Consider the following 21486-nt stretch of genomic DNA (forward strand, 5'->3'; position numbering starts at 1 on the left):
CGACACGAAGGAGGTGGCTCATGGCGAGGCCCCCGTTATTTCAGCGCGCAACCGTGACGAGGATCGTCAAGGAGACCGCTGACGCCCGCACATACGTACTTGCACCACACGAGGCGCCGATCCCGTACCGCGCCGGGCAGTTCATCACTTTCAAGCTCCACGTCGAGGGCGAAGAGCTGTTCCGTTCGTATTCGATGTCCAGCGCACCGGAGACCGATTCCGAGCTGATGACCACCGTCAAGCGGGTCCCCGGCGGCAAGGCCTCGAATTGGATGCACGACAACATCAGCGAGGGCGACGAGGTCGAGATCACCCGAGCCGCGGGCCTGTTCTGCCTGAGCGACACCACTGTTCCCCTACTCGGCTTCGCAGGCGGCAGCGGCATCACACCGATTCTGTCGCTGACCAAGAGCGCCCTGGCGACCACCGACCGCCGCGTCCGGCTCCTGTGCGCCGACCGGGACCCCGGGTCGGCGATCTTCCACACCGCCATCGACGAACTTGCCGCCCAGTACCCCGATCGCCTGTCTGTGGTCCGCAGCTTCGATGTCGAGCACGGATTTCTCGACGCGGCAAAGGTTCTCGAGTTCGTCGGTGACGACGCCGATGCCGACAGCTACCTGTGCGGCCCCGACCCCTTCATGGCGGTCATCAAATCCGCATTGCCCGGGCCCGGCCGGGTCATCGCCGAGGAGTTCGGCGCGTCGGCCCAGACCATCCCCGAAGCAGAACTCGAAGTCGAGACCACCACAGCCCCCGTCGAACTCGGCACCGCGTTCATCCAGCTCGGCCGCAAAAAGGTCGAGATCGAGCGCAAGGCCGGCGAGACCATCCTCGAAAGCGCCCGCCGTGCCGGCCTGTCCCCGCCGTTTTCGTGCGAGTCGGGCAACTGCGCCACCTGCATCGGCGAGGTCCTCGAAGGTAGCGCCACCATGCGCGCCAACAACGCACTCGACGACGACGAGGTCGCCGACGGATTTGTACTGACATGCCAGGCCGTGCCGGATACCCCGACGATCAAAGTGCGGTACGAGGACTAGCCACCCCCACGCTCCATAAGCCGACGCCCGGTGGGCCGACACATCCGTGTCGGCCCACCGGGCGTTGTGGTTTCACCAGTCGACCTAAACCCAAAATGGTTGCTGCAACCAACTTTTCGGAAGGTCCGAACAAACGAGCCCCGACCTACGACGTCGCAACTGTCCGGCTTTCACTGCCGCTCCCACCAGGCGCCACATACGATTGATCGCCAAGTGCCTTTTGGTTCGGCAAATGTACGGCCATAACTTGCCATTTAGGTCCGTATTTCACTAGGATGTACATCACAGCCGCTAGTCAATGCGGCACGAATCACAGCGCGAGCTGACGGCGACGACGCATCGCCGGCCGCGGGCACAGCCCGTTCCGCGGCAGTCGCGAACCACATAACCATGGCATCTCGACTCCGCCTTCCGCCCTGTGCTGGACGAAAGTTGACACTCATGCTCCAAACGATCGCTTTGCGTCTCGCGCGCAGCATCGCGGTGGTACTGCTGGTGACCATCGCCGTGGTGAGCCTGCTGAGCCTCGCACCCGGATCGGCCTCTCAGGTCATACTCGGCGAGAACGCAACGCCAGAGGCCGTGGCCGAACTCGACGAGAAGCTCGGCCTCGACCAGCCCGCATGGCGCCAGTATGTCGACTGGCTCGGCAACGCCGTCACCGGAGATCTCGGAACCTCGCCCATCACAAACCAATCGGTGACAGACGCGATCATCGAACGGCTCCCGGTGACCCTCGAGCTCGCCGCGCTGGGTTTGATCCTCGCACTGGCGATCGCCATCATCATGGGCGTCGTGTCGGCCTCCCGTCCGGGTTCGGCACTCGACCGCGGGATCAATGCCCTCTCGGCGGTGTTCCTGTCGGTGCCTGCCTTCATCGCCGGACCGATCCTCATCTACTTCTTTGCCATCCAGATGCAGGTCTTCCCGGTTCTGGGCTGGTCCGACATCAGCGACGGGCTCATCGAAAACCTTCGCTACGCGATGCTTCCGGTGATCGCCATCGCGCTCACCGAAATCGCGTCCTTCCACCGGTTGCTGCGCACCGACCTCATCTCCACACTCAACGAGGACTACATCGCCGCTGCCCGGGCGAAGGGCATGGGTCGCACGTACGTCATGTTCCGTCATGCATTCCGGCCGTCATCCTTCTCTCTGATCACGCTGGCCGGCATGAATCTCGGTCGACTGATCGGTGGCACCGTGATCGTCGAAACCCTGTTCGGCCTACCGGGACTCGGACAGCTCATCGCGGTGTCGATCACCAACCGCGACCTGATCATGGTCCAGGGCATCGTCGTGTTCATCGCCGTTGTCTACGTCGCGATCAACACATTGGTCGACCTCAGCTACGGGCTCATCGATCCTCGGGTCAGAAAGGTGACGGCAACAGCATGACCGGCATCATCTCGAAAACCGCACATGACGAGACCCCGGTCTCCCCGGAAGTGCCCATCGCGCAGACACTGCCGGACGTCCCGACGGTCCGAAAGCCCCGATCGATACTGGTCTACCTGTCGATCTTTTGGCTCGCAGCCTTGGTCCTGGCCGCAATATTTGCCGGCCTGCTTCCCATCGCGTCCTATGAAATACCCGTCGGCGCACCGCGACTCGGACCCTCATTCGAGTCTGTGGACCTGTGGCTCGGCACCGACAACTACGGACGATCCGAACTGTCTCGGATCATCTACGGTGCGCGGGTCTCACTGGTGGTCGGAACCGTCGCCGGGATCATCGGATTCACGATCGGGTCCCTGATCGGTCTGGTCGGCGGATACTTCGGACGCAAACTCGACACAGGCGTCTCATTGCTCACCGACGCGATGCTCGCCTTCCCGCCTCTGATCCTGCTCCTGGCTCTGGCCTCGATCTTCAAACCGAGTGCCCAGACGTTGCTACTCGGACTGTCACTTGTGGTGATCCCGGCGTTCATCCGCCTCTCCCGAGCGAACACGATGGCGTGGTCGTCACGCGAATTCGTCCGCGCGGCACGCAATATGGGCGCCACCCACCCGAGAATCCTGTTCAAAGAAATCCTCCCCAACGTGCTGGCCCCGCTGGCGTCCTACCTCCCCATCGTCATGGCTGCCCTCATCGTCGCCGAGGGATCGCTGAGCTTCCTCGGACTCGGCATCCCCCCACCGACCCCCAGCTGGGGCGGCATGATCAGCGAAGGCAAGGACGCCCTGTCCACCTCGCCGCACCTCGTCTTCGTACCCGCCCTGGCGATCTTCTTCACCGTGTTTGCCCTCAACCAGCTCGGCGACCACCTTCGCACCAAGTTCGACAAGACCCTGCAGCACTGAGGCACGTCGGATAATCCGGCCCGGAATTCCCACCCGGTCCACCATCACGAGAGGTCAATCATGTTCCAACACAGACGCTTACCGAAGCTTCTGGCGGCACTTCTATCGCTGTTCGCACTTGCTTTTGTCGCCGCCTGCGGCGGAGGCAGTAGCAACAGCTCCGGTGGAAGCAACTCGGCCCAGGACGAAGGCGATCCGGTAGCCGGTGGATCTGCAGTTGTGCTGCAGAGTGGCGAGCCCCGCTCGCTTGATCCGGCCGCACTGTCGAATACCTGGGCCCACCAGCCCACGCTCGGCAACGCTCTCTACGGATCGTTGATGATCAACAACATCAACACCTTTGAAGTCGAGTACAAGATGGCCACTGACTTCTCCACCACCGACAACGGCGCCACCTTCAACCTGGTGCTGCGTCCGGGCCTGACGTTCACCGACGGCACCCCGTATGACGCCGCGGCGGTCAAGTTCAACTGGGATCGCCTCAAGGACCCCACCCTGGCCTCGACCTCGATCCGCCAGGCCGTTCAGATCGCAGACACCGAGGTTGTCGACCCGACCACGCTCAAGGTCACGATGGCCGCGCCCAACCCCCACTTCGCGCAGTCACTGCTGTCCGGTGCGCTGAACTGGATCGCCTCTCCGACCGCATTGCAAAAGGGCACACAGGCATTCGACGAAGCGCCGATCGGTGCAGGCCCGTTCACATTGGTCAACTGGACCCGGCAGGATTCCGTGGAACTGACCAAGAACCCCGATTTCTACGACGCGCCCAAGCCTTACCTCGACAAGCTGACGATCAAGACGGTTGCCGACAGCAATCAGCGTTTCAACGCCATCAGCACCGGCGCCGCAGATATCGCTTCAGAGACCAACCTCGAAAGCATCAACAAGATCAACGCGGCAGGCATGAACAGCGAGATCGTACCGACCGGCGGCGGTCAGTACATGGCCATGAACGAGCGCCAGGCGCCCTTCGACGACATCCGTGCTCGCCGTGCGATCGCGCTGGCCACCGATGTGGATGCACTGAACACCGTTGTCTACAACGGCGAGAACGAGATCCCGGAGACGCTGTTCCCCGAGGGCTCACCGTTCCACGAGAACATCTCGCTGCAGGAGACCAACAAAGAAGAAGCCCAGAAGCTTCTCGATGAGCTTGCCGCCGAAGGCAAGCCGGTCTCGTTCACGTTCCTCTCTTACCCCACCACCGAGAGCAAAGTACTTGCCGAGGGCCTGCAGACGCAGCTCAGCACCTTCAAGAACCTGGACGTCAAGGTCGAGGTCCTCGACTTCGCCGCCCTCACGGCACGGGCCGGACAGCGTGATTTCCAGATGTTGATCTCGTCCGCAGTCATCCAGGATCCGGACTACCCGCTCTGGACCGCGTTCCACTCCAAGTCGACCGGCAACTTCGTCGGCACCAACGACGCCCAACTCGACGCTGCGCTTGATGCCGGACGACTCGCCACCAGCGACGCGGACCGGAAAGCGGCCTACAAGACCGTGCAGGAACGTCTTGTCGAGATTGTTCCGGGCATCTGGTACACGAAGGCTGTTCCGGCGGTTGTCTACAGCACCAAGATCAAGGGCGTCGAGCTCTACACCCTCGGTTCGCCGATGCCCGAGAACTTCTGGATCAGCTGACCGAGCGAAGCGAAAGGGCATACCGAGCATGAACACTCACGACGATCCCCAGAGCAGTGGAACGACGCTTCTGAAGAAGGCACCTCTCCTCGAGGTCAACAATCTTCGGGCATACATCGGAACCGCACGCGGCACAGTCCGCGCCGTGGACGACGTCTCCCTGACCCTGGACACCGGGCAGGCTCTGGGGATCGTCGGCGAGTCCGGCTCGGGTAAGTCCGTGATGGCCCGCGCCATCATGGGCCTGATGCCCGCTCGTTCCGCACGATCAGGTGAGGTCTCCTTTCAGGGTCGAGATCTGTTGGCCCTGAACACAAAGGAGACCAAGGACATCTGGGGAAAACAGATCGCCATGGTGTTCCAAGACCCGGGACGATCACTGAATCCGGTCGTCCGGGTCGAACGCCAACTCACCGAAGGTATGCGAAAGCACCTCGGTGTCAGCCGAAGCGAAGCTCACGATCGGGCACTGAAACTTCTCCAAGAAGTAGGGGTGCCCGATCCTGAGCGGCGGCTGAAGAACTACCCGCACGAAATGTCCGGTGGCATGCGTCAGCGTGTGATGATCGCGATCGCTCTTGCCTGCGAACCAGATCTTCTCATCGCCGACGAACCGACCACCGCACTCGACGTCACCATCCAGCGACAGATCCTCGACCTGCTGCGTCGCGTCCAGGTCGAACGGGACATGGGCATGATGCTGATCAGCCACGATCTCGCCGTTGTCGCAGGCCGCACCGACCGCGTGTCGGTGATGTATGCCGGACGACTGGCCGAAACAGGTTCCACGCGCGAGGTATTCGACGCACCGCGGCACCGGTATACCCATGCCCTCCTCGGCGCGACCCCATCCATCGACCACCCTCGCCATGCACCACTCAACGTGATCACCGGATCCCTGCCCGACCCGACGTCACCGCCGGAGGGTTGCCGATTTGCACCGCGCTGCAGCGCGGTCCAGGCCAATTGCGTCACTCCGGGCCCCGAACTGACCTCCGTTGGCGACGATCACGACGTTGCGTGTCTACACCCGGTCACCCGCGAATCGTCCAAGACACTCACGTCCTCCGGAAGGTAATCACATGGCAGGCAGCGGAAACGCACACCTACGCGGCGAGGAAGCACTGCTCAGTGTTCAAGACCTCGTTGTCGAATACCCCACCCAGAGTGGAACGGTTCAGGCCGTCTCGAAGATCAGTTTCGACGTCCTGCCCGGCGAAACGCTCGGAATCGTCGGCGAATCCGGTTGCGGCAAGTCGACCACCGGGCGAGCAGTCCTGCGCCTCGACCGGGTCACCGACGGCCAGATCAGGTTCGGCACCGACTGGATCGAGAAGGCCGACGAGAAACAGATGCGCGGCCTGCGGCGCGACATGCAGATGATTTTCCAGGATCCGGTCAGTTCACTCAACCCCCGGCGTGCGGTCAAGGACATCGTTGTCGAAGGCATGGCGGTGGCAGGTGTCCCAAAGGCCGAACGTGCTGCGACATCGACCAAGGTCCTCGAATCGGTTGGCCTACCACCGGAACGCTTTTCCGACGTCCTGCCACGTGCCCTGTCGGGTGGTCAAGCCCAGCGTGTCGCCATTGCCAGAGCGCTGGCACTGAACCCTCGACTGCTGATCTGTGACGAACCGGTCTCCGCGCTCGATGTGTCCGTGCAGGCCCAGATCCTCAACCTCATCGAGGAACTCAAGGCCGAGTTCGATCTCACGGTTGTCTTCATCGCCCACGACCTCGGAGTGGTACGCACCGTCAGTGACAACGTGATGGTCATGTATCTCGGCAAGGTCTGCGAGTTCGGGGATTCGGCGGAGGTGTACGACAACCCCACCCACCCGTACACCAGGGCACTGCTCGACTCGGTACCTTTGACCGATCCGGACCGGGCTTTTGCCGGGCCGGCACTCGAAGGTGACGTTCCCTCACCCCTGTCGCCACCGACGGGCTGCCGGTTCCGCACCCGTTGCCCCAAGGTCGAAGATCGCTGTGTGACAGAAGAACCCGTGATGCGGGAGGTTCGGCCCGGCCAGTTCGCGGCCTGCCACTTCCCACTGACCGTGCTGGACAAGGGCCGACCTCCTTCCGAGGCCGCGACAAAGACGCCCGCATGAGAAAGGGCCCCGCGAAAGCGGGGCCCTTTCTTGTGGAACCGATCTGAATCTACTACTTCGCCAGCCACATCTCCTCTGGCAAAGGCGATCCCAGACCGTACAGCTGGACGCCCGCCGTCTTCTTGCCGAACATCGCCCCTGGCGTCGATCGGATGTAGAACACTCCGGGAACCACTTCAGCGAGCCGCTCTTGGACCACCGTGTAGGCCTCCTTGCGCGCGGCGACGTCGGTTTCGATTCGCCCGGCGTCAAGAGCAGCGTCGAGTTCGGGGTCACTGATCCCCGTCATGTTGCCTTTCGACTGGGAATGGAAGCCGGTCCAGAGTTCGGTGTCAGGGTCGAGGACATTCGATGACGTGATCACCATCTGGAAATCACGGCTGCCGATAACCTTCTGGATCATCGACGAGTCAACCTGTTTGATGTTGACTTCGACGTTGTCGAACGCGCTCAACTGGGTCTGCACACCTTCGGCAGTTTGCTTGTTCTCAGTGGTCGAGTACGCAATGAACTCGAACGTGACCGGCTTTCCCTCGGCGGCGAGTTCGTCGAAAAGTGCTTGCGCTTCATCCCGATTCGCCTCGCGAAGGGGCATGTCGACATAGAAGGGTGAGGATTCCGTGAAGAGTGTATGGGGGACATCTCCGGCCCCGTTGTAGACGATCGTGTTGAGGGCGTCCACGTCCAATGCGAGCGATACTGCCCGGCGAGCGCGAATGTCATCGAAAGGCGCGCGCCGAAAGTTCATCGCGAGGTACTGGCCACCGCCGGACACGACGAGATCGGTCTGGAAACCGGCCGCGTCGGCTTTGCCCATGTTCTCCGAGTCCGACTCCGAGGAGAAATCCGTGCCAACGGTGGTGACGGCATTGAACCGCTGAGCGCCGTCGGGAACGGACTTGATCGTCAACGTCTCCAGGTAAGGCTTTGGCGCATCCCAATACTTCGGATTCTTCTGCAGGACAATCTCATCCTGTCGCGTCCACTCGGTGAGAGTGAAGGGGCCGGCACCGATCGGGGCCGCGTCGAAGGCCTCGCGCCCCTTCTCCAGAGCAGCGGGAGATGCGATCCAGTTCAATGCGGACGTCACCACAGCCTGGCCGAAGAACAGATTGGGTGCGACCATGGCAACCGTCAGCGTGGTGGGGTCGACAACCTCGGTCGAGGCAATCTGTGGGGCGAACTTACTCGCGCCTGAGCCGAGTGTCGGGTCACGTAGGCGGTCCCAATTGTATTTGACCGCTTCTGCATCCAGTGGTGTGCCGTCGGAGAACTGAAGGCCGGGACGGAGTTCGAGCGTGAAGGTACTTCCGCTGTCAGTCGACGAAAAGTCCTCTGCCATCTTGTATTCGATGTCGAGTGAGCCAGGCTTGTTGATCATCAACGTGCCGTACAGCGCATTCCCCAACACCGGTTGACTGGCCCACACGTTGCCGAGGCCTGCCGGATCCATCGTCCTCGGCTCGCTCAGCTGGATGAAACGGCCTTGGCCACCGGCCACCGGATCACCGAAATCGGTTGCCGTCCCGCCGTTATCGGAGGTTGTCCCGCAAGCGGTCAGGACCAGCATGAGCGAACTCAGCGCAGCGACCGCTGCGGCATAAGAGCGTTTTCGTCGAAACATCGTCGGCCTCTCAGATGAGATACAGGGAGTACCCGGATGGGCCTTCAGAGACAGAATGACGATCCGGATTGGATAGAACTACGTTCTTTGTTTCACTAGAACCTAGTTTGCATTTCGCCGCGTGTGGGCTGAATCGAAAGAATCGGAAGAACTTTTCAGAAATGGACCCGGGGTCCAGAGAATGTTTGGCGTGCAGTTCTTTTCACCATCGCACCGAGACGATGGGTCAAGCGCTGGTGCTGCCCCCGAGGGCCCTCAGGCAGAAGATCCAGAGCCGGTCCTTCACGTCGCCCGCGTCATCTGATGCAAATGCGTAGTGGTGGAAAACAGACCGCACCAATTCCGCCACGAACCAGGCGTCGACTTCGGGTGTTTCAGACGTCAGCTGTCCCGTGTCAACAGCGGTCTGGATCTCCTTGCAGAGCAGATCGACCAAGGGCTTCTCGGCAGCTGCCAGTTCGTCAGGGAAGACCCGGTGTAGTCGCCAGTGTGTCGCGACCATGAACTGGGCGAGCGCATCACGCCGTGGCTCCTGATCGGCGCCACCCAGGATCGAAGTGATGAAGTAGCGTACCCGATCGAGAGGGTCGGGAATCCCGCTCGCACCGCGTTCCCACCGAGAGCACGCCTCGGTCATCGCGTCACTGATCACTGCGAGAAGCAGCTCGTCTTTGCTCGAGAAGTAGCGATAGAACGTCTGAAGCGCGACCCCTGCTTCCTTGACCAACTCCTGGGTGGTGAAGGCGTCACCCTTGACCTCGATGAGTCGGCCCGCGGCATCGAGCATCAGGCGCACCTGTTCTGCGATACGCGTCCGTGACCGTTGAACCGCCGCAGAACGTTCGACGGCGCGCTCCTCAGCCCATGACATATCCGGAATACTAGTGGGCGTCACCCGGGTGTCAGCACCACGACTGGAATACTTCTGTCGGTTCGGGATTGGTAGACGTCGTAGTTCGGCCACACATCAGTCAAGATCTTCCACAGCCGAGGCTTCTCGGCCTCGGTCGCGGTGCGAGCAATTGCCGTCATCGTGGTCGCTTTGACCTGGAGCTGGACCTGTGGGTTGGCGCTCAGATTCAGGTACCACTGGGGGTCATGTGGTGCCCCTCCCTTCGATGCCACGACCAGCAGGTCATCACCATCCCGGCCGAAGATCAGAGCCGACGTCAGATCGCGCCCGGACTTCCGGCCGGTGACGGTGAGCAGAAGTGTCGGAACCCCATTCCACAGATAGCCGGCGTCCCCACCGGTTTCTCGATACACACGAACGTGTTCTTCGCCCCGAAGGCTCAGGTCAGGTGCCGAGTAGCCAGATTCTGATGTGGACATGTTCACCTCACTGTGCGTCGAACAGGACAGGTATCGCCGTCGCGCCGCGCTCGTACATCCCGATGTATCTGGGTTGCTCGGCGTTCGGGTCAAGCCTCAGATTCGGGAGCCGGTCGAGCAGCGCATTGATGCCGACCGTCATCTCTGCGCGCGCCACATGCATACCCAGGCACATGTGCGACCCCTGACCGAATGCCAACGTCGGACGTGTCGGCCGGGTGATGTCGTAGGTGTCCGGGTCATCCCACCGAGCCGGGTCGCGGTTCGCGGCACCCACACATAGGTGCAAGACAGCACCTTTCGGGATGTCGACACCGAAGAACTCGACATCCTCGGTGACAAAACGAGAGAACATCGGATCGGTGGGGATCCACCGCAACGTCTCGTCGATGGCGGTTTTCAGCAGTTTCCGGTCGCCTCGCACCTGTTCGAGAACTTCGGGGCGCTCCAGGAGCGCGGTGAGGGTCAATCCCATCTGCTTCCACGTCGTACCCGATCCCGCGGTCAGCAAGAGCAACGAGAACGAGTAGATCTCGTTGTCGGAAAGACGTTGGGTCACACCGTTTTCGTCGGTGAGCTCGGCCGCGGCCAGCACACTGATCAGATCATCGGCCGGATTCTCACGCCGCGCAGCGACGATGGGTTCGAGGATGTCCACCACGCGTTGCTGATTCGTGTTCAGGCAGGCGCGGATCTCCAGGGCCTGCTCCACCGGGACGCCGAAGCTGCCGGTGATCGTCAGCACGGGGATCGCGGCGCAGAAGTCGACGTTCAGTTCGGCATGTCCCTGCCCGATGAATCCGTCGATCAGATCCCCGACGCATTCTTCGATCCAGTTCTCGATCCACCACCTGACGTTGTTGGGCAAGAAGGACGGCTGAACCAGGCCCCGGTAACGCTTGTGCTGTGCACCACCCATCGAAATCATGCTGGTGCTCGTCCCGAAGCCGCCTGAGCGCGTATCCACCGGCTCAGGCGACGAGGCGAACAACTCCGGATCCCGAAAGGCCTCGAAACACGCGTCGTAACCGAATGCCGAGTAGTGCGGGCGATCCGGAAACGGAAGCCCCTGGAAGTACAGGGCCTCGGAATGTCCGGTGAGTTCGTGGACGGTCCCGAGATGGACCGGGCCTTCCTCTCGCAGGCGATGCCAGGCCGGGTACGGATCGCCGTCGTACAACCCGCCGGTCAGCGCGTTGTACGAGCTACGCAGGTCGAAGAGTTCTCGCAATTTCTCCCGGTCCGGGATCGCGGTGGTCATCGGGCAACCAATCCTCCGTCGATGGGCAACGCCACGCCGGTGATGTTCCGGGCCCGGTCCGAAGCCAGGTACACGGACGCCTCGGCACAGTCCTGCGCGGTGATGAAGCGACCCAGAGGATGTTGCGCACCAAACCGTTCGGCCATTTCGGGCGTGGCCGTGGCGGCCGGGTCCAGCCCTCCGGCGGCCATGAACCCGGTCAAGGGCATCGCCGACGGACATATCGCGTTCGCCCGGATCCCGTGGGGTGCACCCTCGATCGCCACCGAGCGGGTCAGCGAGAGCACCCCCGCCTTGGTCGCGCCATATACCGAGCCGCCGCAGGCGACCAGGCCGGCCACCGAACCGGTGTTGACGATGACTCCACCGTCGCCCTGCTTCTTGAATTGCAGCACCGCGTGCTTGCACCCGAAGAACACGCCGCCGAGGTTCACACCGACAAGTCGGCCGAAATCCTCGACGGTGTGATCTTCGAGAAGTGCCCCGAGTCTGGGGGTCGGGATCCCGGCATTGTTGATCAGGATGTCGAGGCTCCCGAAGTGCTCAACAGCGGCGGCAACCATGGCCTCCACCTGCTGCTCCACCGAGACATCGACATCGACTGCGATTGCGGTGCCGTCGGCGGCCTCGATCATCCGCACGGTCTCTTTGGCCTGATCGAGACCGATATCTGCCGCAACCACTTTCGCGCCTTCTTCGGCCAGGCGCAGCGCGATGGCCCGTCCCACACCGGATCCGGCGCCGGTGACTATTGCGGCCTTGCCGCGAAAGTCAGACATTGGTCAACACCGGAGGCGATGCCGGGGTGAAACGGTACAGCCGCTCGGCATTACCCCGCAGGATCTTGTACTGCAATTCAGGGGTGAAATGCGAAATCCGATCCTTCACCACAGTGATGCAGTTCGGCCACGTCGAGTCAGAATGCGGGTAGTCGGTCTCGCACATGACGTTGTCCTCCCCGATCTCGTCGAGGCTCGCCAGTCCGTGAACATCGTCGATGAAGCAGCCGAAGATGTGCTTGCGGAACGTCTCTCGGATGTCGAGCTGATCGAGGTCGACGTCGGTGCCCGCATGGCCACCCCACCTCGCACCACGCTGAACCCAGTAACGCTGCTTGTCCAGCACCTGCTCCGCACGCTCGAGGAAGTACGGCATCCACCCGATCTCGCCCTCGGACAGCGAGATCTTGAGATTCGGGTAGCGCTGCAGGAAGCTACTGAAGAGCCAGGTGAGCATGGCGCCGGAGGTCCGGGTGGCACCCCAGGCCAGGTTGGCCATGAACGGCGAATCCTTCGAGATCTGCGGCACCGTCGACGACGAACCGACGTGCATCGACACCACCATCTCCAGATCGTTGGCGGCGGCCATGACCGGCTCCCAGTAACGATCCTTGTCGTGAATCGTCGGCAGCCCAAGAGGTTCGGGGTTCTCGGAGAATGCGAACGAGGTCGCACCCTTCGCGGCGCAACGCTCCATCTCCTTGGCGGCGAGCGCAGGATCCCACAATGGGATCAGGATCAGCGGGATGAAGCGTCCCGGTGCCGCGCCTGCCCACTCTTCGAGGTGCCAGTCGTTGTAGGCCTGCAGACAGGTGAATCCGAACTCCCGGTCACCGGCCTCATAGAAGAGTTGGCCACAGAATCGGGTGACGGTCGGGAACGACAGCGATGCCAGGATGCCTGCGCGGTTCATGTCCTCGACGCGGGCGAGGGGGTCGTAGCAGCCCGGCCGCATCTCGTCATAGTTGAGGGGTTCGGGACTGAACTCTTCTTTGGTCTTGCCTGCCACGGCGCTGAGGCCGCTACTCGGCATCCGCTTGCCGTCATACAGCCAGACGTCGATTCCCTTGTCGTCCTTGATCAGGCGTGGCGCTCGGTCGCGGTCCTTCTTCGCGACCCGGTCCAGCCACAGGTTCGGCGGTTCGAGGATGTGATCATCCACCGAGACAAGCCAATCCAGATTATAGCTACCACCGGTTCCGTTGGTTGTGTTCATTTGGCCAGCTCTCCAATCGACATGTGTTTGACTTCCTGAAACTCTCTGATCCCGTCTGGACCGCGTTCTCGGCCCAGACCACTCTGCTTGTAGCCGCCGCTGGGCGCGTAGGCACTGAAGACTGTGGTGTTGACGTTCACGGCGCCTGCGCGCAGCCTTCGTGCGATACCCACAGCAGCACTGGTGTCACCGCCATATACCTGTGCGGAGAGTCCGTACACGCTGTCGTTCGCCATCTGCACCGCCTCATCGATGTCGCGGTAGCCGAGGATGCCGATGACAGGTCCGAAAATCTCTTCCTGGGCAGCAGGATTGGCGTTGTTCGGCAGGTCGAGCACGGTCGGTTCGAAGTAGTATCCGGCGTCGAGACCCGCCGGCCTGCGGCCGCCGAACCGCACCTTGGCCCCCTGCTCTTCGGCCAGTGCGACAAATCGCTCGCACTTTTCCCGCTGCGCCGCGCTGATGACCGGCCCCATCAGCACCCTCGGATCAGTTGGATCGCCGACAGCAATGGATCCATATGCAGCCGAGACCTTTTCGAGAACCTCCTCCTTGTGTTCGGCCGGAACCAGCATCCTCGTCGCCGCCACACACGCCTGGCCGGCCGTGCGTGCGACCACCGCCATCGCGCCGATAGCCGTGCGACCGATCGCGTCGGGCAGGTAGATCTGAGCCGATTTGCCTCCGAGTTCGAGAGAAAGGCGCTTCACCGTCGGCGCAGCCTGCGCGATGATGTTGCGGCCGGCCACCGTCGACCCGGTGAACGAAACCATGTCGACCGCAGGGTGACTGGTCATCAATTGCGCGCCGGCGGTCCCCTCTTCCACTACCACGCTCAAGACACCGGGCGGCAACTCCGCGGCATCTGCGGCCAGGCCGAAGATGAGCGATGAGATCGGCGTCAGCGGGCTCGGCCGGACAATCACCGAATTGCCTGCCATCAGTGCTGGGATCAGCTTCTGCAGGCCCATGATGAGTGCCGCGTTGTAGGGCGTGATGGCGGCGACCACGCCGACCGGCTCGTGCCGCCGAACGCTGAGAGCGACCCGGCCACGGACGAGGTCGTCCACCGGGACCGGACTCGCCTCTTCATGCGACATCGACCGATAGAGGTCGATGGTCTGCCGTGCCATGGCAACCCCGGCGCGACATTGGGTTTCATCCGCGAAGCGGGTGGGTTGTCCGGCCTCGGCAACCAGGGTGTCGACGAGCGCTTCTCTGCTCGCCTCGATGTGATCGATGAAGGAGTGCAGGACGTCGGCCCTGTCGTCAGATGTGCGGTGCGCCCACGTCCCCTCGTCGAAAGCGCGTCGCGCCTCGTCGATCGCACGTTCCACTTGCCCGATGGGTGTGATGGTGACGTCGGCGACGTGGCTCTCGTCTGCCGGATTCTGCACGGCGAGCGCCTCATCCCCCACAACCCAGTGGCCGGCGATATAGGTCCGCTGTTCAGAAATAATGCTCAATGTGACTCCTTATTCGCTGGTAGCAGTAGAACATAGTTCTCGTGCGGGCGAGAGGTTAATTCTCAAATCCCTGGATACCGTCAGAATTGGTGATTCGAATATGCAACCGCCCCACCGAAATGCGGTGAGGAATGGCAGGCGAGAGCTGTTGTGACCCCGTCGCGCTGCCGGTCGCCGGCTCGGCCGGCAAGTTGCAGGTAACACTCGAGCATCTGCGGAATACCGTGCATCCGACCGTTTCCCAACGCGCCACCACCTGACAACGCCGGTACCGCTCCGGGATCGTCGCTGTCGATTCCCCCGGACTCGACAAATCGATGGGCTTCTCCGGGCGGACACAATCCGAGAACTTCGAGCCAGAACCACACGAATGGCGAAAACCCGTCGTAGACCTGCGGTAGATCGATTTCGGCAATCGGGATACCGATCTTCTCGCGCAGTCGACCGACCATCGCAGCGCCGCCGTCGAGGATGTCGTCGAGGGGCCAGTGCGACGGGAGACGCCGCCTGCGCGGAGTTCCACCGGACCAGCCGGTGATGTAGACCGGCCGATTGGGAAGATCGCGCGCCCGGTCGGCGGAGGTCAGCACGAACGCGGCGACACCGTCGACCGGGATGTCGCAGTCGAAGCGACGTACCGGGTCGAACAGCTCTGGCGCCGAGAGATATTCGTCCTTGCTCAGCGGCCGGTCATACCAGTGCGACCAAGGAATTCTCGCGCCGTTCTTCCGCGCCTCGGTGACCACGGCCGCCATCGACTTCGCATCGGCACCGTACCGCTGCAGATATTCGTTGTACGGCAACGCGATCATGGCAAGCGGCCCGAAGAATCCCTGTGGCGCCGTCCACTGCTGGATGCCGCGAACCTCCTGCATCGGGTTGCCGTGATAGACACCCGCGGGATTGTGCAGCGCACGGTGGACGACCACGTACTCGGCGGCGCCGCTGATCAGCGCATTGACCGCGATGGCCATCGAGCCGGTCAGCTGACCGATCCCGTCGAAGCCTGCGACGTAGTGCGGTTCGACGCCGAGGCGTTGGGCCAGCCATGCCGACGAGACAACGCTGACACCATCTTCCGGCCCGCGCCCACCCGAACTCGGCAGCAGACTGGCGCTGACGTAACCGTCGACCTGGTCGACCCGCAGACCGGCATCGGCGATCGCGGCCCGCACCGTGTCGACGGCGATCGCTCCGAGCGGCCGATCCGCATGTCGCACAATGGGGCTGTGCGCGAAGCCTGCGATCGCAATCTTGTTGCGCGCCAACTGCTCATCAATCATCGGCGAGCTCGAATTCCGGAACGGCGATACCGGGCGCCAGGTCCTCGAAGGCAACGACGACAGCCGTTCCGACCCGGAGCTGATCGGCGACACCATCCCGCAGCCGACCGACCATCCGCAACTCGGATTGTTCGACGAGTTCGACGTCGACGAGCACCATCGGAAGCAGATCGGCAAACCCTGGCAGGAAGGACTGCCGAGCCACCGTCCACGATCGGATGGTCCCGGCGCCACTGACCTCGGTGAACTCGAAGTGCGGTTCTGTCGATCCGCAATGCGGACAGACACTGTCCGGCGGGAGCGCGAACATCTGACATGCTCGGCACCTGGCCATGACAAGACGGTGCTCGGCCGCCGCCGCCCAATACGGCGCTGACGATGCATCCGGGATCGGTAGCGGGCGCCCGGTTTTCACGGTATGACGCCTGCGCCGCTCAGACCGCCGATCTGGCTCCAGTCATATCCGAGTTCGAGCAACACCATCTCGGTGTGTTCGCCGTGCTCGGGTGCTCGCCGCAATTGCGGAGCCCGTTCGTTGAACTGGATGGGGACGGCAGGCAGGCGATAGACCTGCCCGTCATCGAGTTTCACTTCTCCGACATAGTCATTGGCGATGACCTGCGGATCATCGATCACATCGTGCACTGATTGCACGGGCGCCCATGGCGCGTCCAGGTCCGCCAGAATGCCTTTCCATTCCTCGAGAGTGTGCGTGGCGAACACCTCGTCCAGCTCGGCGATGCAGGCGGCACTGTTGGCACGCCGCGCCGCCATGTCGGCAAACCGCGGGTCATCGACCAGGTCGCCCCGGCCGATGAGCCGGGCAAAACCCGGCCAATAGCGATCGCCCTGCAGGAACATCAGCTGGATGTGGCGCATGTCCTTGGTCCGGTAGGTCCCGGTCAACGGGTTGACCTGTGGCCCACGCCCACTCACGGCTTGGACATCACCGCCGTTGAGTGCTGCCAGCAGGTCAGACGACAACATCCACATCGCGGTCGCGAGCAACGAGACGTCGACCACCGAACCGGTTCCGGTCCGGTTGCGCTCCACAAGGGCCGATGCGATGCCGAAAGCCAATGCCATGGCCCCGTTTCGGTCCCCCATCGCACCTCGCTGACTGATGGGATAGTCGCGTTCGGTGGGTGTGAGGGTGTGCCCGACCCCGCCGCGGGCCCAGAATGCCGAACTGTCATAGCCGGGCTGATCTGCATCTGGTCCACGCACCCCGAAACCGTGTCCGCGCGCGTAGACCAACCCGGGATAGCGACTGCGCAGTGTGTCCGCATCGAGCCCGAGACGCGCCAGAGCGCCCGGTCGAAGACTGGTCAGAAAGACGTCAGCCGTCGCGAGCAGTTCGTGCAGAACCTTCAGTCCCTCTTCGCGATGCAGATCGAGCGCAACCGATCGCTTACCTCGATTGGCAAGTGCCATCGATAGATTCACACCGCCGCGTTCACTCCCGATCCCCTGTGTGGCCAGGCCCCGATAGGGGTCGCCGTCCAGTCGCTCCACCCGGACCACCTCGGCGCCACCGTCGGCCAGCAATGCACCGGCGACGGGAACGAACACCCATTGCGCCAGTTCCACGACCCGTATCCCCTCGAACGCACCGTTCCCGGCGCCTTCACCGACTGTCATCGGCCACCCTCCGTCTCGGCCGGGGCAACTCTGAGGTCAACGGCCGAAATGCGCTGGATCGCGTCCATGAGCTGCTGCAAGGCGTATGCGGGGTTGAACTCGAGGTGCTTGGTCGCCTCGGAATACTTCAGAATGTGTCCGGCGGGGAAGAAGTAGACCTCTCCCGGTCCAGCTGTCTCGTCGGGCCAGTCGGTGTTCGGGTAGGTCGCGGTGACCGCACCTTCGAGCACAAATCCGTAGTGGGGGCACATGCACACACCGCCGGGCAGGCCCGCCACGCGATACAGGTCTGTGCAGTCGCGTGCGCCCTCGGTGGCGGTGTAGCCGACCTCGAGATCTCCCCATTGAACTGAGTAGAAATGATCTTTGGCCGCCGGCCAGCGGCCGCCTCCGGCATTGGGCAGTTCATCAGGCTTCGCGTGTGGCACGGTTGCTCCGTTCCGATCGAAATCGATTGCAGTAGCGGGTATTTTGCATCCTCAAACCGGTGCCACGAACAGGTCCGGTGTCAACGCGTCGTGGTCGGCGGCGGCGGTACCGAGCCGTCTCAGAAGTATCTCGATCAACCGCGGTTCGACCTTGGTCGTGATGCCCCACAAATAGAAACCACGGACGATCCCCCGCCTGACCGCGCGCCACGCCACATCGAATGTGGGCGGCTCCACGCCCTGACCGCGAAGGCAATCGAGGTAGTGCGCCAGGAGTTCTCGCTCATTGTTCCGCCGGTCGTCGACGGACAACGCGGTCGCGATATGGGTACCGACGTCCATGTACCACATCCCCCGTTGCACCAGTTGCCAGTCCAACAGACTCGGCGCACCCTCGGCGTCCAAGAACAGGTTCCCGACGTGGGCATCGCCATGGATCACGCACCAGTCCGACGACGCGTGCTCAGCGTCCAGAGCGTCGGCGAGGCCTATGTACGCCGCGACCAACCCCTCGGCATCGCGCACTGTTTCGGGAACACCAACACCATTCGGCCCGGCGAAGTTCTTTTCGATGTTGGCGGTCACCCCGTCAACCCCCCACGCGCGCATCGCACCCTTCAATCGTGGTGCCAGCCACGGAACGTCGGCCCACTGCGACTTCCCCCAGGTCGCAGCATGAAGCCGGGCGAACTGGGCCAGGCTCTGCGCAGTCTGGTCAGGGGTGAACTCGGCTGCCGCATCGAGAAATACTGCGCCCTGCTCGACGATGTCCTCGGTGATCACCACGCCGTGGCGCGTCACCGGGTCGAGATCGGCATAGACACTTCGCAGCGTCCGGATATCGACCTCGCCGGCGACGTCACGATAGAAACAAGCCTCGGGTTCGCCGACGAATCGCCGGTCCCGACCCTCCTCGTTGAAATACCCCTTGACGCAGAGCGCCGCAGGGAGGCCATCCGGGACGCCTCCGACGCATTCGATGGTGAATCGAGCGTTGGTGGAGATCCGGTCCACGACCGGCCCCCGGGCCACGCCGGTCACTTCGATTCCAGGGAATCGGGGGGCGAGCGCAGACGTGAGCCACTCCGGGGACAGGGCTACGTCAAGGGTGTCGGGCACCGGGATCATGAGGCGCACACCGACGCAATATCGAACGATTCGCTACGGGAACCCAACACCGCGGCAGCGACGAATGCATATCGCCTGCATGACGTAGAACGTAGTTTCACCATGGAGCAGAATCTAATACTCACAACATGAGAATTGTGCGTTTTCAAAGAAATTCGCTACTGGCAATACCGCTCAACGTCACCCGGCAACGCGATAAGGAAACTAGCCGTGCTCTCCCAATGCAGGTGGCGCGCCGTATTCGGGTTCATACCCGGTGATCCGGATCGGACTGCCGACCAAACTGAATTGCCCGGCTTTCACCACCATTCCGGGATTTTCTGCCAATGCTTCGGGCAGGGTGCGGATCGCCGCGGCCGGAACCTGCAACGGACGAAGCCGCGCCTCCCAGGACTTCGCGGTGTCGGTGGCAAGGGCCGCAGATACGACGGCGAGAACCTCATCGCGGTTCGCGGCCCGCTCGGCCATCGTGGCGAAGCCCTCGATCCCGGCTTCGATGGAGAAGGTCCGCCAGAATCCGTCGTGCGTGATGAACAGTGCCAGGTATCCGTCAGCGGTCGGAAAGAGCTGTGCCGGAACGTAGTACGAGTGCGCGCCATTGGGCATCCGGCGCGGCTCGGTGCCCTCGTTCAGGTATGCCGATGCCCGATAGTTGAGCTGCGAGAGCATCACGTCGCGCAGCGACACGTCCACCTGTCCGCCTCGGCCGGAGATGATCTGGGCCAGCAAGCCAAGTGCTGCAGTCAGTCCCGTCGAATTGTCGGCGGCAGAGTATCCGGGCAGGGTCGGCGGTCCATCGGGATCACCGGTCAGCGATGCAACGCCGGTGACCGCCTGGATGACGTAGTCGAACGCCGGGTCGTCTCCCTGATCGAGGCCGTAACCGGTCAGTGCGACGCAGACAATCTTGTCGTTCCACTTCCGCAGTGCCTCATAGGTCAATCCGAACTTCCGGATCGCCGACGGCTTCAGATTGACGATCAGCGCCTGCGATTGAGCGGCGAGTTCGCCGAGTCGGGCTTGACCCGCATCAGTCGTGAGATCGAGACAGATGCTGCGCTTGCCGCGGTTGAGGCTCGCGAAATAGGCGTCGCTCACCTGCCTGGACAGATCGCCGGTGGTCGGTTCGATCTTGGTGACCTCGGCGCCGAGATCGGCGAGCATCATGGTCGCGTAGGGGCCGGCCAGAATGTGCCCGACCTCGAGGATGCGGATCCCCGCCAGGGGTCCAGAACTCATCGCAGATCCGCAACGAGCCCGGCAATCACGTCCCGGGTGCGGTACTTGGAAGCGATCAACTCGTCCCGGGTGTCACCGATGGGCAGCAGGCGCATCGACAGGTCCGTCACGCCTGCGTCCTCGAACTGCTTGAAGCGCTTCATGATCGCCTCTTCGTCGCCAACCGCACACAGGTCGCCGACGTCTTTCGCATTGCCCTGGTCGAGCAGTCGCTGATAGTTCGGAGAGACCTCGGCTTCGGCCAGGATACGGTTGGCCCTTTCCTTGGCCACCTCGACCTGCGAGGGCGCACACAGACAGACCGGAATACCGGCCACGATGCGCGGGGCACCACGCCCGGCCTTTTCGGCGGCAGCGGTGATCTTCGGAACCACGTGATCGGCCACCGCGCGCTCGTCGGCCATCCACAGGATGGTGCCGTCGGCGTGCTGGCCGGCGATGTCGAGCATGACCGGCCCGAGGGCCGCGATCAAGATCGGCAGCGGGGCCACCGGTCCGAGATCGAGTGGGTTGTGCACGTTGTACGTCGAGTTGACGACGTTCACATCACCCGGCGCTTTTTGCGCGGCGTTGAGAACCTCGAGATAGTCACGCGTGAGCCTGGCCGGCTTCTCGTACGGGAGGCCGAGCATGTCCTCGATGATCCAGTGGTGCGACGGTCCGACGCCGAGCGCAAGCCGACCCCCGGTTGCCGCATGTGCCGACAATGCCTGTCGGGCAAGGGCAATCGGATGCTGTGCCTGTAGCGGCACCACAGCCGTACCGATCTCGATGCGAGAGGTCTTGGTACCCATCAACGCAACGGTGATCAGCGCGTCGAAGTCGGTGGGGATCTGCGGCACCCAGGCCGTGTCCATCCCGGCTTCTTCGGCCCAGACGATGTCGGCCATCATCCGGTCGACCTTCTTGGCCGCGTCACCCCGCTCCGGACCGATCATCACCCCAACGCGCACGATACCTCCAAGTTTACGAAATTAGTTCTCCC

The 21486-nt window shown here is 62.7% G+C and carries 20 protein-coding genes; 6 read left to right on the top strand and 14 right to left on the bottom strand.

Going from position 1 to position 21486, the window contains the following annotated elements; translation table 11 throughout:
• Positions 1 to 20: 20 nt before the first annotated feature.
• The 6 genes from AC1D75_RS00735 (at position 21) to AC1D75_RS00760 (ending at position 7104) form a co-directional block, all read left to right on the top strand.
• Complete coding sequence (locus AC1D75_RS00735; RefSeq protein ID WP_495513426.1) at positions 21 to 1040, top strand: 2Fe-2S iron-sulfur cluster-binding protein; 1020 nt, start codon at positions 21 to 23, stop codon at positions 1038 to 1040.
• Positions 1041 to 1481: 441 nt separating this feature from the next.
• Positions 1482 to 2438, top strand: coding sequence for an ABC transporter permease (locus tag AC1D75_RS00740; protein ID WP_495513427.1), 957 nt, complete (start codon positions 1482 to 1484; stop codon positions 2436 to 2438).
• The gene (locus AC1D75_RS00745; RefSeq protein WP_495513428.1) at positions 2435 to 3346 is read left to right on the top strand and encodes an ABC transporter permease; all 912 of its coding nucleotides are present in this window, start codon (positions 2435 to 2437) and stop codon (positions 3344 to 3346) included. The genes AC1D75_RS00740 and AC1D75_RS00745 overlap by 4 nt, the downstream gene beginning before the upstream one ends.
• Before the next feature lie 60 nt (positions 3347 to 3406).
• Positions 3407 to 4990 carry an ABC transporter substrate-binding protein gene (locus AC1D75_RS00750; RefSeq protein WP_495513429.1) on the top strand — a complete coding sequence of 528 codons (1584 nt, stop codon included), beginning with the start codon at positions 3407 to 3409 and terminating at the stop codon, positions 4988 to 4990.
• 28 nt (positions 4991 to 5018) lie between these two features.
• Positions 5019 to 6068: an ABC transporter ATP-binding protein gene (locus tag AC1D75_RS00755; RefSeq protein ID WP_495513430.1), complete on the top strand. Its 1050-nt coding sequence runs from the start codon at positions 5019 to 5021 to the stop codon at positions 6066 to 6068.
• 4 nt (positions 6069 to 6072) lie between these two features.
• Positions 6073 to 7104: an ABC transporter ATP-binding protein gene (locus AC1D75_RS00760; protein ID WP_495513431.1), complete on the top strand. Its 1032-nt coding sequence runs from the start codon at positions 6073 to 6075 to the stop codon at positions 7102 to 7104.
• A 52-nt stretch (positions 7105 to 7156) separates the two neighbouring features.
• On the opposite strand, the gene AC1D75_RS00765 is transcribed toward AC1D75_RS00760, so the two are convergent.
• The 14 genes from AC1D75_RS00765 to AC1D75_RS00830 all read right to left on the bottom strand — a co-directional run bounded on the left by AC1D75_RS00765 (position 7157) and on the right by AC1D75_RS00830 (position 21454).
• Positions 7157 to 8728: an ABC transporter substrate-binding protein gene (locus tag AC1D75_RS00765; RefSeq protein ID WP_495513432.1), complete on the bottom strand. Its 1572-nt coding sequence runs from the start codon at positions 8726 to 8728 to the stop codon at positions 7157 to 7159.
• Between the two features lie 226 nt (positions 8729 to 8954).
• Complete coding sequence (locus AC1D75_RS00770; RefSeq protein WP_495513433.1) at positions 8955 to 9599, bottom strand: TetR/AcrR family transcriptional regulator; 645 nt, start codon at positions 9597 to 9599, stop codon at positions 8955 to 8957.
• 20 nt (positions 9600 to 9619) lie between these two features.
• Positions 9620 to 10060 carry a nitroreductase family deazaflavin-dependent oxidoreductase gene (locus AC1D75_RS00775; protein WP_495513434.1) on the bottom strand — a complete coding sequence of 147 codons (441 nt, stop codon included), beginning with the start codon at positions 10058 to 10060 and terminating at the stop codon, positions 9620 to 9622.
• Between the two features lie 7 nt (positions 10061 to 10067).
• The gene (locus AC1D75_RS00780) at positions 10068 to 11321 is read right to left on the bottom strand and encodes a cytochrome P450 (RefSeq protein WP_495513435.1); all 1254 of its coding nucleotides are present in this window, start codon (positions 11319 to 11321) and stop codon (positions 10068 to 10070) included.
• Complete coding sequence (locus tag AC1D75_RS00785) at positions 11318 to 12100, bottom strand: SDR family NAD(P)-dependent oxidoreductase (RefSeq protein ID WP_495513436.1); 783 nt, start codon at positions 12098 to 12100, stop codon at positions 11318 to 11320. Before AC1D75_RS00785 ends, AC1D75_RS00780 begins: the two co-directional genes overlap by 4 nt.
• Positions 12093 to 13316 carry an amidohydrolase family protein gene (locus AC1D75_RS00790; RefSeq protein WP_495513437.1) on the bottom strand — a complete coding sequence of 408 codons (1224 nt, stop codon included), beginning with the start codon at positions 13314 to 13316 and terminating at the stop codon, positions 12093 to 12095. The genes AC1D75_RS00785 and AC1D75_RS00790 overlap by 8 nt, the downstream gene beginning before the upstream one ends.
• On the bottom strand, positions 13313 to 14782 hold the full coding sequence (locus tag AC1D75_RS00795) for an aldehyde dehydrogenase family protein (protein WP_495513438.1): 1470 nt from the start codon (positions 14780 to 14782) through the stop codon (positions 13313 to 13315). Before AC1D75_RS00795 ends, AC1D75_RS00790 begins: the two co-directional genes overlap by 4 nt.
• 80 nt (positions 14783 to 14862) lie before the next feature.
• A complete protein-coding gene (locus tag AC1D75_RS00800) occupies positions 14863 to 16065 on the bottom strand; it encodes a thiolase family protein (protein ID WP_495513439.1) in 1203 nt (400 codons plus the stop codon).
• Positions 16058 to 16480 carry a Zn-ribbon domain-containing OB-fold protein gene (locus AC1D75_RS00805; protein WP_495513440.1) on the bottom strand — a complete coding sequence of 141 codons (423 nt, stop codon included), beginning with the start codon at positions 16478 to 16480 and terminating at the stop codon, positions 16058 to 16060. Before AC1D75_RS00805 ends, AC1D75_RS00800 begins: the two co-directional genes overlap by 8 nt.
• Positions 16477 to 17706 (bottom strand): CaiB/BaiF CoA transferase family protein, encoded by a 1230-nt coding sequence (locus tag AC1D75_RS00810; RefSeq protein ID WP_495513441.1) that lies wholly within the window; start codon positions 17704 to 17706, stop codon positions 16477 to 16479. Before AC1D75_RS00810 ends, AC1D75_RS00805 begins: the two co-directional genes overlap by 4 nt.
• Positions 17703 to 18134, bottom strand: a complete 432-nt coding sequence (locus tag AC1D75_RS00815; protein WP_495513442.1) for a cupin domain-containing protein — start codon at positions 18132 to 18134, stop codon at positions 17703 to 17705. The genes AC1D75_RS00810 and AC1D75_RS00815 overlap by 4 nt, the downstream gene beginning before the upstream one ends.
• Before the next feature lie 51 nt (positions 18135 to 18185).
• A complete protein-coding gene (locus AC1D75_RS00820) occupies positions 18186 to 19262 on the bottom strand; it encodes a phosphotransferase (RefSeq protein ID WP_495515937.1) in 1077 nt (358 codons plus the stop codon).
• A gap of 204 nt (positions 19263 to 19466) precedes the next feature.
• Entirely contained in the window at positions 19467 to 20501 is a 1035-nt protein-coding gene (locus AC1D75_RS00825) for a CaiB/BaiF CoA transferase family protein (RefSeq protein WP_495513443.1), read from the bottom strand.
• Positions 20498 to 21454, bottom strand: coding sequence for a TIGR03564 family F420-dependent LLM class oxidoreductase (locus tag AC1D75_RS00830; protein WP_495513444.1), 957 nt, complete (start codon positions 21452 to 21454; stop codon positions 20498 to 20500). Before AC1D75_RS00830 ends, AC1D75_RS00825 begins: the two co-directional genes overlap by 4 nt.
• Positions 21455 to 21486: the final 32 nt, after the last annotated feature.

The organism is Williamsia sp. Y712 (assembly GCF_059445525.1).

Bases quoted from the DNA above. Each gene is read 5' to 3' on its own strand.
- AC1D75_RS00755 (WP_495513430.1), top strand. From the start codon at position 5,019: ATGAACACTCACGACGATCCCCAGAGCAGTGGAACGACGCTTCTGAAG.
- AC1D75_RS00790 (WP_495513437.1), bottom strand. From the start codon at position 13,316: ATGAACACAACCAACGGAACCGGTGGTAGCTATAATCTGGATTGGCTT.
- AC1D75_RS00810 (WP_495513441.1), bottom strand. From the start codon at position 17,706: ATGACAGTCGGTGAAGGCGCCGGGAACGGTGCGTTCGAGGGGATACGG.
- AC1D75_RS00780 (WP_495513435.1), bottom strand. From the start codon at position 11,321: ATGACCACCGCGATCCCGGACCGGGAGAAATTGCGAGAACTCTTCGAC.
- AC1D75_RS00740 (WP_495513427.1), top strand. From the start codon at position 1,482: ATGCTCCAAACGATCGCTTTGCGTCTCGCGCGCAGCATCGCGGTGGTA.
- AC1D75_RS00745 (WP_495513428.1), top strand. From the start codon at position 2,435: ATGACCGGCATCATCTCGAAAACCGCACATGACGAGACCCCGGTCTCC.
- AC1D75_RS00775 (WP_495513434.1), bottom strand. From the start codon at position 10,060: ATGTCCACATCAGAATCTGGCTACTCGGCACCTGACCTGAGCCTTCGG.
- AC1D75_RS00760 (WP_495513431.1), top strand. From the start codon at position 6,073: ATGGCAGGCAGCGGAAACGCACACCTACGCGGCGAGGAAGCACTGCTC.
- AC1D75_RS00820 (WP_495515937.1), bottom strand. From the start codon at position 19,262: ATGATCCCGGTGCCCGACACCCTTGACGTAGCCCTGTCCCCGGAGTGG.
- AC1D75_RS00735 (WP_495513426.1), top strand. From the start codon at position 21: ATGGCGAGGCCCCCGTTATTTCAGCGCGCAACCGTGACGAGGATCGTC.
- AC1D75_RS00765 (WP_495513432.1), bottom strand. From the start codon at position 8,728: ATGTTTCGACGAAAACGCTCTTATGCCGCAGCGGTCGCTGCGCTGAGT.
- AC1D75_RS00785 (WP_495513436.1), bottom strand. From the start codon at position 12,100: ATGTCTGACTTTCGCGGCAAGGCCGCAATAGTCACCGGCGCCGGATCC.
- AC1D75_RS00750 (WP_495513429.1), top strand. From the start codon at position 3,407: ATGTTCCAACACAGACGCTTACCGAAGCTTCTGGCGGCACTTCTATCG.
- AC1D75_RS00800 (WP_495513439.1), bottom strand. From the start codon at position 16,065: ATGATTGATGAGCAGTTGGCGCGCAACAAGATTGCGATCGCAGGCTTC.
- AC1D75_RS00770 (WP_495513433.1), bottom strand. From the start codon at position 9,599: ATGTCATGGGCTGAGGAGCGCGCCGTCGAACGTTCTGCGGCGGTTCAA.
- AC1D75_RS00825 (WP_495513443.1), bottom strand. From the start codon at position 20,501: ATGAGTTCTGGACCCCTGGCGGGGATCCGCATCCTCGAGGTCGGGCAC.